The sequence below is a fragment of the Streptomyces sp. NPDC039424 genome (assembly GCF_055639495.1).
Map to the genome: position 1 here is coordinate 383,376 of NZ_JBVKAI010000002.1, position 14,306 is coordinate 397,681.

At 69.5% G+C, this 14,306-nt stretch carries 12 protein-coding genes; 3 read left to right on the plus strand and 9 right to left on the minus strand.

What is annotated here, in order from left to right; genetic code table 11:
• Positions 1-57: 57 nt before the first annotated feature.
• Positions 58-1,098, minus strand: coding sequence for an NAD(P)-dependent alcohol dehydrogenase (locus ACZ7L0_RS06590; RefSeq protein WP_471241311.1), 1,041 nt, complete (start codon positions 1,096-1,098; stop codon positions 58-60).
• A gap of 116 nt (positions 1,099-1,214) precedes the next feature.
• On the opposite strand from ACZ7L0_RS06590, the gene ACZ7L0_RS06595 reads away from it, so the two are divergent.
• The gene (locus ACZ7L0_RS06595) at positions 1,215-2,108 is read left to right on the plus strand and encodes a helix-turn-helix domain-containing protein (RefSeq protein WP_471241312.1); all 894 of its coding nucleotides are present in this window, start codon (positions 1,215-1,217) and stop codon (positions 2,106-2,108) included.
• Positions 2,109-2,115: 7 nt separating this feature from the next.
• Here the strand turns inward: ACZ7L0_RS06595 and ACZ7L0_RS06600 are convergent, their stop codons facing one another.
• The 7 genes from ACZ7L0_RS06600 to ACZ7L0_RS06630 form a co-directional block, all read right to left on the minus strand.
• Positions 2,116-2,628: a hypothetical protein gene (locus tag ACZ7L0_RS06600; protein ID WP_471241313.1), complete on the minus strand. Its 513-nt coding sequence runs from the start codon at positions 2,626-2,628 to the stop codon at positions 2,116-2,118.
• A gap of 14 nt (positions 2,629-2,642) precedes the next feature.
• Positions 2,643-3,413: a globin domain-containing protein gene (locus tag ACZ7L0_RS06605; RefSeq protein ID WP_471241314.1), complete on the minus strand. Its 771-nt coding sequence runs from the start codon at positions 3,411-3,413 to the stop codon at positions 2,643-2,645.
• Positions 3,414-3,730: 317 nt separating this feature from the next.
• A complete protein-coding gene (locus tag ACZ7L0_RS06610) occupies positions 3,731-7,036 on the minus strand; it encodes a S8 family peptidase (protein ID WP_471241315.1) in 3,306 nt (1,101 codons plus the stop codon).
• 245 nt (positions 7,037-7,281) lie between these two features.
• Complete coding sequence (locus tag ACZ7L0_RS06615) at positions 7,282-7,965, minus strand: ABC transporter ATP-binding protein (protein WP_471241316.1); 684 nt, start codon at positions 7,963-7,965, stop codon at positions 7,282-7,284.
• A 39-nt stretch (positions 7,966-8,004) separates the two neighbouring features.
• Positions 8,005-9,474, minus strand: coding sequence for an ABC transporter permease (locus ACZ7L0_RS06620; RefSeq protein WP_471241317.1), 1,470 nt, complete (start codon positions 9,472-9,474; stop codon positions 8,005-8,007).
• Between the two features lie 135 nt (positions 9,475-9,609).
• Positions 9,610-10,854 carry a L,D-transpeptidase gene (locus ACZ7L0_RS06625; RefSeq protein ID WP_471241318.1) on the minus strand — a complete coding sequence of 415 codons (1,245 nt, stop codon included), beginning with the start codon at positions 10,852-10,854 and terminating at the stop codon, positions 9,610-9,612.
• Positions 10,855-11,073: 219 nt separating this feature from the next.
• Positions 11,074-11,424 carry a hypothetical protein gene (locus ACZ7L0_RS06630; RefSeq protein WP_471241319.1) on the minus strand — a complete coding sequence of 117 codons (351 nt, stop codon included), beginning with the start codon at positions 11,422-11,424 and terminating at the stop codon, positions 11,074-11,076.
• Positions 11,425-11,534: 110 nt separating this feature from the next.
• Between ACZ7L0_RS06630 and ACZ7L0_RS06635 the strand changes: the two genes are divergently transcribed.
• Positions 11,535-11,852, plus strand: coding sequence for a hypothetical protein (locus tag ACZ7L0_RS06635; RefSeq protein ID WP_471241320.1), 318 nt, complete (start codon positions 11,535-11,537; stop codon positions 11,850-11,852).
• 41 nt (positions 11,853-11,893) lie between these two features.
• Positions 11,894-12,694: a hypothetical protein gene (locus ACZ7L0_RS06640; RefSeq protein ID WP_471241321.1), complete on the plus strand. Its 801-nt coding sequence runs from the start codon at positions 11,894-11,896 to the stop codon at positions 12,692-12,694.
• A 46-nt stretch (positions 12,695-12,740) separates the two neighbouring features.
• Here the strand turns inward: ACZ7L0_RS06640 and hutH are convergent, their stop codons facing one another.
• Positions 12,741-14,279 (minus strand): histidine ammonia-lyase, encoded by a 1,539-nt coding sequence (hutH, locus tag ACZ7L0_RS06645; protein ID WP_471241601.1) that lies wholly within the window; start codon positions 14,277-14,279, stop codon positions 12,741-12,743.
• Positions 14,280-14,306 lie beyond the last annotated feature (27 nt).

Consider the following 14,306-nt stretch of genomic DNA (forward strand, 5'->3'; position numbering starts at 1 on the left):
GCGGGCTGGCCCCGGCGGCCGGAGTACCGCGCCGGGTGATGCGGCGCGGGGCCCGGCTCAGATGGTGGACGTGTCGATCACGAAGCGGTACCGGACGTCACTCGCCAGCACCCGCTCGTACGCCTCGTTGATCTGGTCGGCGCTGATCACCTCGATCTCGGCGCCCAGGCCGTGCTCGGCGCAGAAGTCGAGCATCTCCTGGGTCTCCCGGATGCCGCCGATGCCGGAGCTGCTGACGCTGCGGCGGTTGCCGAAGACCGACTGGAGCAGGATCTGGACCGGCTCCTCGGGCAGGCCCAGGTTGACCATCGCGCCGTCCGTGCGCAGCAGGGACAGGTAGGCGTCGAAGTCGACCGGCGCCGAGACCGTGTTGAGGATCAGGTCGAAGGTGCCCTTGAGCTGCTCGAACGTCGCCGGGTCGCTGGTGGCGTGGTAGTGGTCGGCGCCCAGTCGCAGGCCGTCGTCCTTCTTGCGCAGGGACTGGGAGAGGACGGTGACCTCCGCACCGAGCGCGTGCGCGATCTTGACGCCCACGTGGCCGAGACCGCCGAGACCGACGACGGCGACCTTCTTGCCGGGGCCGGCGTTCCAGTGCCTGAGCGGGGAGTACGTGGTGATACCGGCGCACAGCAGGGGCGCGGCCACGTCCAGGGAGAGGCCGTCGGGGACGCGGACGACGTAGTTCTCGTCGACGACGATCTTCTCCGAGTAACCACCGTAGGTGGGCTCGCCGTCCTTGCCGACGGCGTTGTACGTCCAGGTGGGCGACTTGACGCAGTACTGCTCCAGGCCCGCCTGGCAGTTCTCGCACTCGCGGCAGGAGTCGACCATGCAGCCGACGCCCACCCGGTCGCCGACGGCGTACTTGGTCACGCCCGCGCCGACCTCGGAGACGACGCCCGCGATCTCGTGGCCGGGCACCATCGGGAAGATGGCCTTGCCCCAGCCCTCGCGGGCCTGGTGGATGTCGGAGTGGCAGATTCCGGCGAACTTGATGTCGATCAGGACGTCGTGCTCGCCGACCTCCCGACGTTCGATGGCGGTCCGCTCCAGCGGGGCCTTCGCGGCGGGGGTGGCGTATGCGGCAACAGTGGTCATGCGTCCAGCCTGCCCCATGGCACCGGCATCACCCAGATCACGCCTCTGCGTACGACTGCCGTGCCTACCACTGGCAAGGTCAGGCTCAGGAACGTACGACCATGAATACTTGGCCCATGGACGTACAGCCCCAGCCCTCCGGAGCGTCACTCGACCGGCGCGCCGAACTGAGTGAGTTCCTGCGCAGCCGGCGGGCCCGGCTGAAGCCGGAGGACGTGGGCCTGCCGGACTTCGGGCGGCACCGGCGGGTGCCCGGGCTGCGCCGCGAGGAGCTGGCGCAGCTGGCCGGGGTGTCGGTGGCGTACTACACGCGGCTGGAGCAGGGCAACGGGCAGAACGTGTCGGCGGAGGTGCTGGACTCGATCGCGCGGGCGCTCAGGCTGACGGACGCCGAGCAGGCGCACCTCACCCACCTCGCCAAGGGCAAGCAGCACAAGAAGAAGCCCTCGGCGCGGCCGCAGCAGGTGCGCGCCTCGATCGGGCAGCTGCTGGAGACGCTGGCGGCGGTGCCCGCGTACGTCGCCGGGCGGCGTACGGAGATCCTGGCGTGGAACCGGATGGCCGCGGCGGTCTTCGGTGACTGGTCACAGCTGCCGGCGCCGGAGCGGAACTGGGCTCGGCTGGTGTTCCTGGAGCCCGGGTACCAGGACCTGTTCGTCGACTGGGAGCAGAAGGCGATCGACATCGTCTGCGCCCTGCGCATGGACGCCGGCTGCTACCCGGACGACCCCCGCCTGTCCGCTCTCGTCGGCGAGCTCTCCGTCAAGAGCGAGGACTTCCGGCGGCTGTGGGCGACCCACGACGTCAAGGAGAAGAGCCATGGCGTCAAGCGGCTGCAGCATCCGCTGGTCGGCGCGCTGTCCCTGAACTTCGAGTCGTTCCGGACGGCGGACGACGCGGACCAGACCCTGATCGTGTACCACGCCGAGCCCGGTTCGCCGTCGGCCGAGGCCCTGCGCCTGCTGGCCAGCTGGGGGGCGGACGCGACGCGGGCGGGTGCCGGCGGCTGAGCGGCGGTCAGTCCGCCACGCCGAGGTCCTCCCGCATCAGCCGCCGCATCGCCGACAGCCGCGGCTCGGCCTCCTTCAGGTCGAGCAGGGCCTGCTGGGCGCTCTCGCCCTCGCGGGCCAGATCCCGGTCGAGCCGCTTGGCCACGGCGTCGACACCGGCGAGGACCTGGTTCACGGCCCGGGACGCTTCCAGGACCCGCTCGGGTACGACCATCTGCGCCTCGGCGTACCGGTCCCGGTAGTCGCGGCGCGTCTCCTCCAGCACCTCGCGGTCCTGGTCGGTGTAGACGCCGTCGCGTATGCGGTGCAGGGCGTCCTTGAGCAGCGTGTGGAACTGCCGTGACGCCCGGTTCATCGCCGTGTACGCCACCCGCCGCTCCTCCGACCGCCGCCTGCGCGCCTCGGCTTCGGCCTCCTCGGCGCGCTGCCGTGCGGTGAGCCGCTGGCTGAGCACGGGGGCGAAGAGCGTGCCGAGGACGCCGACGACGGCTGTGATCATGGCGGTGATGGCGGCGGTCACGGAGGGACCCTACGTCAGCCCCGGTACGGCGGGGCGGCTCCCCAGGTCCACTTCGGCACCGGCTGCTCGGCCGGCGGCTTGGCGTCGGGGCCGGAGAAGTACACGGCGAGCCGGGTGCCCCACTCCACATACGCCAGGAAGGCCGAGCGGAACTCGGCGTCCGCGGGCATCCCGGCCTCGTCCGCCGCGTCCTGGATCAGGTTCACCCAGCGGCGGCGCTGGGGCTCGCCGATGTGCTTGCCGAAGTGCTTGGCCACCATGTGGCCGTGGCCGCCCTGCGTCTGCGAGTACGTCTGCGGCCCGCCGAAGACCTCGGCCAGCCAGAGGGCCACGTGCGCCGCGTGCTCGGGGGCCAGGTCGGCGAAGAGCGGGGCCAGCAGGTCGTCCTTCAGCACCTTGTCGTAGAAGACGTCCGTCAACCGCGAGAACGCCTCGGCGCCGCCCGCCCAGTCGTACAGCGTGGGGATCGCCGATCCCGCTCCCCGTACCGTGGTCGGCTTGTAGTGGCGCATCTCCTCGATGTTCTCGACGTACGGGCGGATCTCGGCGAAGAACGCGGGGAACAGGTCGGACTTGCGGAAGCCCTCCAGGTGGTCCTCGGTCGACGTCCAGGTGATGCGCAGGATGTAGTGCCCGAAATCCTCCTCGCACCGGGTCAGTTCGTACTCGACGCACTGCGGCGCCGCCGCGAGCTGCGTCGCGGCTCGGGTGTAGGCGGCCAGGAACTCCGCCGACTGCTGCTCGGGAACGCGGTACCGGATGTATTCGACGGTCTCTGCGGTCATGGCCCCAGACAACACGACGGCCCCGCCGGAAGCTCCCCTTCCGGCGGGCCCGCGGGGCGTGTCAGCGCTGGGCGTAACCGGATGGCGCCTTGACGGCGGTGAGCACCACGGGGGCCGGCCGGAAACCGGGTGCGGGCTGTCGGTGCGGTGGGGTGTGATCTGGCGCCGCGGCGGTCGGCCGGTCCGGGCAGGCCCGATCGTCTGCGCCCCGAGCGCCGATACCGGCGACACACGCACCACCCGAAACACACTGAAGGGCCTGCCGAAGGTTTCCCTCCGGCAGGCCCTCAGCTACCGGCTACTTGGAACCGCGCGGACTACTTGCCGTAGTACGCGTTGTAGATCGAGATCGTCGACTTGTTGCCCTTCTTGTCGGCGATCTTGGCGTGGAAGGAGATGGCCTTCCCCTTCGCCGGGTTCTTCACGGTGATCTTGCCGCCTCGGACCTCGACCTTCTTCCAGGTCTGGCCGTAGTCGTACGACACGTACACCGCGAGGGACTTCAGGTTGCTGCCCGCGGCGGCACCCTCGACGGTGACCGGGAAGGTGACCGTCTTGCCGGCCTCGACGCGGCTGTCCAGGCCGGTCTTGGCGTTGAAGCGGGCGGTGGAGGCGGGGAGCTTGGCCAGGGTGCCACCGGACGGCTTCTTCGAGTGGAAGGTCCAGCTCGCGTCGATCCGCGTGGAGGCGGCGGCGACCTTGACGGACCGCTTCACCGAGGTGGTCAGCTTGTACTCGGCGTTGGCCGCGGGGACCTTGAAGCTCGCCGAGCCGAACAGCGGGTCGTCGTTGGAGCCGACCTTGGTGCCGTTGCGGTAGAGGGTCGTGGTCACCGAGGTGAAGTCCGACGAACCGGCGTGCTTGCTGCCGTCGGCGAACAGCGGAATCAGACCGGAGATCTCGTTGCCGTCACGGTACAGACCGAAGTCGCTGTTGAGGTGCGGGCCGAAGACCGCGGTGTTGAAGGTCTTCGAGTAGGTCTTGCCCGCCGTGAAGCTCTGCGGTTCGACCGTGTAGTACGCGTCGCCGATCGGCCAGCCGTCGGAGTCGACTCCGCTGTACTGCGCGAACTCCAGCTGCCACTGCACGCCACCCTGCGTGGACAGGTGCAGCTTCCGGGTGCTCGGGGTCGGCTGCGCGATGCCGATGGAGGAGGCGCCGGAGCCCTCGGGCAGCCAGCCGACCGCGTTGATCGCGCCCTTCTTGCCGCTGGCGGCGGCACCCAGGTTGGCCTTCACCGTGGCCAGTTCGCTCGCCTTGTAGTGCTTGGTGTAACCGGTGGCGAGCTGCTTGACCTTGGCACCGGCGGTGGTGTCGTACTCCTCGGTGTCACCCTTGGTCCAGTGCCCGTCCCACTGCTGGTAGAGCGAACCGTCGGTGACCGGCGAGCCGAGGCCGGCGGTGCGGAAGTTGGTGTACGTGTCCAGCCAGAACCCGAAGCCGTACGTGGAGTTGCCCGCGGTGATGTCGAACTCGGGCGAGGCGAACACCGACTTGGCGGCGGCGTCCGGGACGGTGATGTCCACCGGCTTGGTCTTGCGCGCGTCCAGCGTGACGGTCGCGTTCTTGGTGACGCTCAGCTTCGGCTGCGCGATCCAGTCGGCTCCCTTGGAGGCGTCCTCGGGGTCCACCCAGATCGCGGAGTTCAGGACGTAGGTGCCCTTGGGCACGCGGACCTTGACCGTGCCGGACGGGTCGTACGGCGTCAGCCACTTCTCCTTGCCCAGACCGGAGATGCCGACCAGGTCGAGGCCGTAGTCCTTCGGGGCCTGACCGTCACGCCCGATGACCTTCAGCGTGAGGTCGTACGACTCCACCTCCCGCTGCACAGCCGCAGCCGTGCGGACGGTCTGGCCGCCGCCGGTCGCGGTCACGTACGCGGAGTAGGCGCCGTCGAGGGTGCCGCCCAGCTTGGTGTTGACGGTGAAGTCGACGGAGGCCTTGCCGCCGGCCGGGACCGTCACCTTGGTCGCGGCGAGCTTGAAGAAGCCCGCGGGAGCCGCCTGGCCCTTGGGGTTGGTGGCGGTGGCGGCCAGGTCGAGCGTGACGTCCTTGGTGCCGAGGTTGCGGTACGTCAGCTGCTTGGTGACCGGCTTGTCGTCGGTGTGCGGCCACTGCTGGGTGCCGAAGCTGACCGACACCGGGTCGGCGACCACGGTCTGCTTGATGGCCTTGTCGACCGCGATCCGGCCGGAACCCTGCTGGAACGGCGTGTACTTGCCGCCCTTCGCGGAGCCGGTCAGGGCGCCCTTGAGCTCGGAGTAGCCCCAGTCCGGGTGCTCCTGCTTCAGGATCGCGGCGGCGCCCGCGACGTGCGGGGTGGCCATCGACGTACCGGAGATGGTCATGTAGCCCTCGGGCTTCTCACCGACCTCCTGGTCGAGGACGCTGCCCTTGGCCGCGGCCGCGGTGATGTCCACGCCGGGCGCGGTGACGTCCGGCTTGATGGCGCCGTCGCCGACGCGCGGACCGGTGGAGGAGAAGTCCGCCAGCTTGTCGCTCTTGTCGACGGCGCCGACGGTGAGCGCGGCGTCCGCGCTGCCCGGCGAACCGATCGACTCGGGGCCCTCGTTGCCCGCGGCGATCGCGAACAGGATGCCCTTCTCGGCGGAGAGCTTGTTGACCTCGGCCTCGAGCGGGTCGATCTCGGGCGTGTCGTAGCCGCCCAGGCTGAGGTTGATGACGCCGGCGCCCTGCTGGGCCGCCCACTCCATGCCGGCGAGGATGCCGGAGTCGTCACCGGAGCCGGTGTCGTCCAGCACCTTGCCGTTGAGGATCTTGGCGTCGGGCGCGACACCCTTGTACTTGCCGCCCGACTTGGCGCCGGTGCCCGCCGCGATGGACGCGACGTGCGTGCCGTGGCCGAAGTGGTCGGTGGCGTCGGTGGCGGTCGAGAAGTTCTTGGCCTCGATCACCTGGTCCTTGAGGTCCGGGTGGGTCGCGTCCACACCCGTGTCCAGGACGGCGATCTTGACGCCCTTGCCGGTGTAGCCGGCCGCCCACGCCTTGGGGGCGCCGATCTGCGGCACGGACTTGTCGAGGCTGGCCTTGCGGACGCCGTCGAGCCAGACGTGCGCGATGCCGGAGGCGGTCTTGTCGCCGTTGGTGACCGCGTCCCACAGCTCGGGCGTGTCCTTGGCCGGGGTCTGCACCGCGTCCGCGTTCAGCGCCTTGAGGCTGCGGCGGAGGGTGCCCGCGTCACGGACGTCCGCCTTCGTCGCGGCGGCTGCGCCGCTGTAGCCGACGATGACCTTCAGGCCGCGCTTCTGGGACTTGCGGGTGGCGGACTTGTTCAGCTCGGTGATGTCGAACAGCCGCTGGTCCAGCTTGCCGGTGGCGACCAGGCGGGCCGCGTCGGCGGGGATGACGATGGTGTGTCCGTCGGCCTTGCGGATCTGGAACGGAATGTGCTCGCGCCCCTTGGCCCGCTCCAGGCCGACGACCCGGCCCTTGGCGTCGACGGCCACCCGGTCGCCGGTGATCAGGGTGATGCGGTGCTTGGACGTGAGCGACGAGGCAGCGGCGGACCGCTGCTCGGACTTCGCCGACGCCGGGCTGGTCATGCCCGCGGCGAGGGCGACTGCGGCGGCGGTGGCCACGGTGGCCGCAGCCGCTCTTTTCACTTGTCTGCGCAAAACTCCCCCTGGAGATGGAGTGCCGGGCGAATTCCCCGTTCACCCGGCCGGGGGCAGTCCCGTACGCATGCACGTCAACCCCCCGGAACACGCAGTATGCCGGGGGGTGATCAGACGGCTCAATAGATGAGAGGCGGGTGAGAAAGCGCTACCGGGAACTGTTACGCGCCAGGGGGAACACCGTTACAGAATCGCGAAGTCGGACTCCGGGGTTCGGTGTTATAGGAGCGCGCTCAGGTGGCGGCGTTCTCCTTCACCGTGATCTTGCCCTTGCGGATGGTCGCCACCCGCGGGGCCTTCTTCGCGATCGAGGAGTCGTGGGTGACCATGATGAAGGTCAACCCGTGCTCTTTCCAGAGGCGTTCGAGCACGTCCATGATTTCGTCGCGCATGCCCTCGTCGAGGTTGCCGGTGGGCTCGTCGGCGAGCAGCACCTTCGGCTGCTTGACCAGCGCGCGGGCGATGGCCACACGCTGCTGCTGGCCGCCGGACATTTCGGACGGCAGATGCCCGAGCCGCTCGCCGAGCCCGACCGACCTCAGCGCCTCGGCGGCCCGTTCGCGCCGCTCCCTCACCTTCACACCGAGCGGTACGAGGGCGGTCTCGACGTTCTCCTGCGCGGTGAGCGTCGGGATGAGGTTGAAGGACTGGAAGACGAAGCCGATGTTCTCGCTGCGCACCTTCGTCAGCCGGCCCTCGGAGAGCTTGGCCAGGTCCGTGCCGTCGAGGACGACTTCGCCGGAGCTCGGGCGGTCCAGGCCGCCGAGCATCTGCAGCAGGGTCGACTTGCCGCCGCCGGTGGGGCCCTGGATGACGAGGCGGTCCCCGTCGGCGATGGTCAGGTCGATGCCGTCGAGGGCGTGGACGGTGTCCTTGCCCCGGGTGTAGCGCTTGGTGACGCTTCTGAGTTCGTACATGGTGGCCGCAACTCCTGGGAGAGGTAAGGGGGGTGGGGGTTACTCGACTCGGCGCAGCGCGTCGGCCGGACGCAGCCGCGACGCGCGCCATCCGCCGAACGCCCCCGCGATCAGGCCACCGGCCACCGCGAGGCCGACGGCGAGGACGATGGTGGTGACACTGACCGGTGCGGTGAGCGCGACTTCGAGGGTCTTCGCCGTCTGCCGCCCGGGCCCGCCGAAGCCGCCCCCGCCGGGGCCGCCGCCCGTACCCCCCGCACCGCCGGTGCCGCCGAGCTGCGCCTGCAGCGAGGGGCTGATCGCGGTGACGGCGTAGGCGCCCGCCAGGCCGAGCGCGATGCCGAGGGCGCCGCCGACCAGGCCGTTGACAACCGCCTCACCGACCACCTGACGGGTCACCCGGCCGGACTTCCAGCCCAGCGCCTTGAGGGTGCCGAACTCGCGCACGCGCCGGGAGACGGCGGAGGAGGTGAGTAGTCCAGCGACCAGGAACGCGGCCACCAGCACCGCGATCGAGAGCCACTTGCCGACGTTGGTGGCGAGGCTGGAGGCGGTGGACAGCGAGCCGGAGACGGTCTTGGCGAGGTCGGCCGAGGTGGTGACGGTCGTACCGGAGACGTTCTTCTGGATGGCGCTCTTGACGGAGTCGATCCGCTGGGAGTCGGTCGCCTTGACGTAGATCGTGGTGACCTTGTTCTTCTGGTCCGCCAGGGTCTGCGCCCGCTTGAGCGGGATGTACAGGTTGGCCGCCGAGTCACCGCTGTTGGCGGTGGCGATGCCGATCACCTTGAACTTGACGCTCTTGATGGTGACGGTGGAGCCGACCTTGTACTTCTTCTCCTTGGCGTAGGCGGAGTCGGCGACGACGACCTTGGCGTTGGTCTCGGTCGTCTTGAAGGTACGGCCGCTGGTGATCTTCGACGAGGTCAGCGGGCCGAGCGCCGTCTTGGTGACGTCGGTGCCGAAGACCGAGTACTGGTTGACGTCGAAGTTGGCGCCGCCGCCCTGGACCTGGCCCTGCGGCTGGCCGTTGCCGCCGCCGTTCTGGCCGGGGCCGCCCTGCTGGTTGCCGCCGTCGCCGTTCTGCTGGAACTGGCCGCGGGTGAACTGGCCGTCGACCTTGATCACGTTGAGGCTCAGCCCGCCGACGGCGGTGGAGACGCCGTTCTGGTCCGCGACCTTGGTGACGGTCGAGGAGGCCAGGGTGGAGAAGCCCTGGACCATGACCCGGTCGCTGCTCTGGGTCGAGTCGTCGTCGTCGCCCCGTGCGTCGAACTGGAAGCGGGGCCGCTGGGAGCTGCCGGCGGTCGGCGTCGCCGCCTTGCTGACCGTCATGTCCGTGCCCAGGCCGTACAGCGACTGGAGGACCTTGTCCTGGGCCTTCCCCATGCCGTTGGACACGGAGTTGACCACGATGACGAGTGCGATGCCCAGAGCGAGTCCGGAGGCGACGACGAGGGCCGCCTTTCTGCGGCGGCGCAGTTCGCGCCTCAGGTAGGTGAAGAACATGGCCGCAAGTTAGGTACGGACCGTGATGACTCGATAAGGCCGAAATAAAAGAAGCATGAGAAGGCTGTGGCAGGCCCTGGAAACACCGGTGCCGCCCCTGGGGGCGGCACCGGAAGAATGGGGACTGAACGAGCGTCAGACGGCCGAACCGGCCTTCCACTGCGCCCAGCTCATGTTCCAGCCGTTGAGGCCGTTGTCGGGGGCGACGGTCTTGTCGCCGGTGTTCTTGACGACGACCACGTCACCGAGGATCGAGTTGTTGTACATCCACGCGGCCGGAGTGTTCGGGTCGTTGGCGCCCTTGGTGTCCGACAGGCCGACGCAGCCGTGGCTGGTGTTGACGTTGCCGAAGACGGACTTCGCGCCCCAGTAGTTGCCGTGCAGGAAGGTGCCGGAGCTGGTGAGGCGGATGGCGTGCGGCACGTCCTTGATGTCGTACTCGCCCTTGCCGTCGTCGTCGGTGAAGCCCACGGTCGCGCCGTTCATGCGCGTCTGCTTGAACTTCTCCGACATCACCATGACGCCCTGGTACGTCTTGTTCTCGGGCGAACCGGCGGAGATCGGGATGGTCTTGACGGTCTTGCCGTCCTGGGTGACCTTCATCTGCTTGGACTTCGCGTCCACGTAGGAGACCTGGTTGCGGCCGATGTGGAAGGTGACCGTCTTCTGCTGCACGCCGGTGACACCGGAGGCGCCCTCGACACCGTCGAGCGCCAGCTTCAGCGTGACGGTGGAGTTCTCCTTCCAGTAGTCCTCGGGGCGGAAGTCGAGCCGGTTGGCGCTGAACCAGTGGCCGACGACCTCCTGGCCGCTGCTGGAGCTGACCGTGATGGCCTTCTGGACGGCGGCCTTGTTGGTGATCGCCTTGTCGAAGTTGATCGACACGGGCATGCCGACGCCGACGGTCGAGCCGTCCTCCGGCGTGAAGTTGCCTATGAAGCTGTTGGCCGGGGAGACCGTGGTGAACGAGGCGTTCTCGTGGGCGACACGGCCCTCGGAGTCCTTCGCCGCCGCCGCGAGCTTGTAGCCGGTGGAGCGCTCCAGCTGGACGGTCGGCTTCCAGCTCTTCTTGTCGGCGGCCAGCTCGCCCGAGACGGCCTTTCCGTCCGCGGTCGTCATGGTCACGCTCGTGAGCGTGCCCTTGGCGACCTTGACGGCGGCGGAGTTGTTGATGGACGCGTTGTCGGAGCCGTCCTTGGGTGTGATCGTGATCTGAGCCTCGGAGGACTTCTTGGCCGCCGCCTCGTCCGCCTTGGCCTGCGAGCTCTCGCCGTCGCCTGAGGCCTTGGCGTCGCCGTCGGAACAGCCCGAGAGCACCAGCACACCGCCGAGCAGAGCGGACGCGGCCATCAGAGCCTTGCGCCGCTTACTGTCCGTCATCACACGCTTCTCCATCGTTGCCGAATCCGCAAAATCCCCGGGTCCCCCGTTGAGAACCATCAACGCTACGACCGGTCGGTCCCGTTCCACATTCTGCGGAGGTGTGGGGCACACCACGTCCGCGGGGGTGGGTGGTGCGGGAGTCGGTCCGTGCGTCCCCTGAGACGAAGAACCCCGGCCGGCGGTTGCCGTCCGGGGTCACGCGTTCCCCCCGGGGGCTCAGCCGATACGGTCGTCCAAGTCCTCGTCGTCCTCCTCGACATCATCATCGTCGAATTCCCAGTCCGGCGAGTCGGGGTCGTAGTCGATCCGCTCACTGGACCAGGACGCCTGCTGGAGCTCCACCCCGGGCACCGCGCTGACCAGGTCGAACGGGTCGACGAGATAGGCCAGGGCCTCCGCGGTGTCTTCCGTCACAGCCCCCTCGGCGTGGGCCCGCTCCTCGTCCGGCAGCTCCGGATCCGCCGCGAGCCGGCCGAGCGCGGCCCGGGTGACCGCGTCCGCGTCCTCGATCTCGAGGACCAGCTCCACCCGAAGCCGTACAAAACGTGATGTCTCTGGTGTGCTCATGCCCGGAGCGTACGGCGGAAACCTCCCGTGACTTTCCTGTGACCCGCGACTTTCACTACCATCGGCCCACACGGCCAATTCGCCAGCGTCACAAGGGGGATCGATATTCCGTGTCATCCGTTCGCCGTCCGCTGCTGACCGCCACCGCCGCGGGCACCCTGCTGGGCGCCCTGTGGTTCGTCCCGTCCGCCAACGCGTCGCAGGACGCCCCGGCGAGAGCGGAGACCTCGGCCACGCAGGTCACGCAGCAGGCCAGGGCGGTGTCCGAGGCGACCGCGGAGACCAGGGCGGCCTCGGCCGACGGTCCCCAACTCGCCGACACCGGAAGCCCCGACACCACGCCGTACGTCGTCGGCGGTACGTTCTCCCTCGCCGTGGGCGCCGGTTTCGTGGTGTATTCGGTACGGCGGGAACGCCTGGGCTTTTAAATAACTTGACGTTCCTTTGACTCAAGTCTCATAGTCCGCTCATGAAGAGATCATCGGGCGTGCGGCTGTGTGCCACCGCCGCCGTGAGCGTGCTGTCGTTCGCCCTTGTCACGGGGTGTTCCGACGGGGGTTCGAAGGACTCCGGTACTTCGAAGGACACCAAGGGTTCCGGTTCGTCCTCGGCCGCGAAGGCGCTGAGCGCCGCGGAGCTGAAGAAGCTGATCATCACCAAGGCCGATGTGACCGGCTACAAGGTCGCGGCCGTGACCAAGGCGGCCCCGGCCAAGAGCTCGATCAAGGCCGACAACGAGAAGTGCGAGCCGCTGCTCTACGCCATGAGCGGCGTCGCGCCGGGCGACGCGGCGGCGGAGACCAACCGGACGGTCACCGAGAACAAGAAGGACCCCACCGACGACGCCACGTCGCTGGACGATCTGGCCGACGGCAAGTTCGAGGACGCGCTCAACGAGTCGATGGACCTGGACGTCACCCTGGTCGGCCTGTCCTCGTACGACGGGGACGGCGCCGAGAAGGCCATGAAGTCGGTCTCCGAGGGGATCACGGCCTGCGCCGGCGGCTTCACGGGTTCCGCGGGCAGCGACGAGCAGAAGATCACCAAGGTCGCCGCCGAGAAGGCGTCGGGCACCGGTGACGAGTCGCTGGCCTTCGCCGCCACCGGCGACATGGAGGACGGGGACACCGCTCCGCTGCACACCGAGGTCGTGCGCCACGGCAACACCATCGCGACGTACTACACGATGAACATCGGCGCGATGATGACCAAGAAGGCCTACGACGTCCCGGACGCGGTGATCAAGGCCCAGGCGGCCAAGCTGAAGTGACGTGACATCAGCGGGGCCCTGGCAGAGGACGCCAGGGCCCCTTCGCTCACTGCAGGGGGCCGGTGACCGTCTCCACGGCGGCGACCAGCTCCCCGCTCCGCACGAACGCGTCGGCGGCGGCCAGGTCGGGGGCGAGGAACCGGTCCGGCCCGGGGCCCTGCACGCCCGCGGCCCGTACGGCGTCGATGACGGCCTGCGAGGCGGGCGCCGGGGTGAGGCCCTCGCGCAGCTCGATGGCGCGGGTGGCGGCGTACAGCTCGACCGCGATGATCCGCGCGAGGTTGTCGACGGCGGTGCGCAGCTTGCGCGCGGCCGACCAGCCCATCGACACATGGTCCTCCTGCATCGCGGAGGACGGGATGGAGTCGGCGGAGGCGGGCACGGCGAGCCGCTTCATCTCGCTGACCAGGGCGGCCTGCGTGTACTGGGCGATCATCAGCCCGGAGTCGACGCCGGCGTCGTCCGCGAGGAACGGCGGGAGGCCGTGGCTGCGGTTCTTGTCGAGCAGCCGGTCGGTGCGGCGCTCGGCGATGGAGCCGAGGTCGGCGGCGGCGATGGCGAGGAAGTCCAGGACGTAGGCGACCGGGGCGCCGTGGAAGTTGCCGTTGGACTCCACGCGGCCGTCGGGCAGGACCACCGGGTTGTCGACGGCGGAGGCGAGCTCGCGCTCGGCGACCAGCCGGGCGTGCGCGAGGGTGTCGCGGCCGGCGCCGGCGACCTGCGGGGCGCACCGTACGGAGTAGGCGTCCTGCACACGGGGGGCGCCGTCCTGGTGGTGCCCGGTGAGCTGGGAGCCCTTGAGCACGGCCAGCATGTTGGCGGCGGAGGCCGCCTGCCCCGGGTGCGGGCGGATGGCGTGCAGTTCGGGCGCGAGCACCTTGTCCGTGCCGAGCAGCGCCTCCAGGCTGAGGGCGGCGGTGACGTCGGCGGACCGGTAGAGGGTGTCCAGGTCGGCGAGGGCCATGACCAGCATGCCGAGCATGCCGTCGGTGCCGTTGAGGAGGGCGAGGCCCTCCTTCTCGCGCAGCTCGACCGGGGCGATGCCGTGCTCGGCGAGCAGCTCACCGGCGGGGCGGACGGTCCCGTCGGGGCCCTCGCCGTCGCCCTCGCCCATGAGCGTGAGGGCGCAGTGGGACAGCGGGGCGAGATCGCCGGAGCAGCCCAGGGAGCCGTACTCGTGCACGACCGGAGTGATCTGGGCGTTCAGGACGTCGGCCATGGTCTGGGCGACCTCGGGCCGTACGCCGGTGTGTCCCGAGCAGACGGTCTTGAGCCGCAGGAACATCAGCGCCCGTACGACCTCCCGCTCGACCCTCGGGCCCATGCCGGCGGCGTGCGAGCGGACGATGTTGCGCTGCAGCTGGGTGCGCAGGTCCTGGCTGATGTGCCGGGTCGCCAGGGCGCCGAAGCCGGTGCTGACGCCGTAGACCGGTTCCGGCTTGGCCGCCAGCGCGTCCACGATCTCCCGGGCGGCCGCGAGGGCCGACACCGCCTCCCCCGACAGCTCGATGCGAGCGCCGCCGCGCGCCACGGCGAGAACGTCGGACGCGGTGACACCCGACGTCCCCACCACCACAGTGTGCATATCCATATTCAGGAGCGTACGCATTGA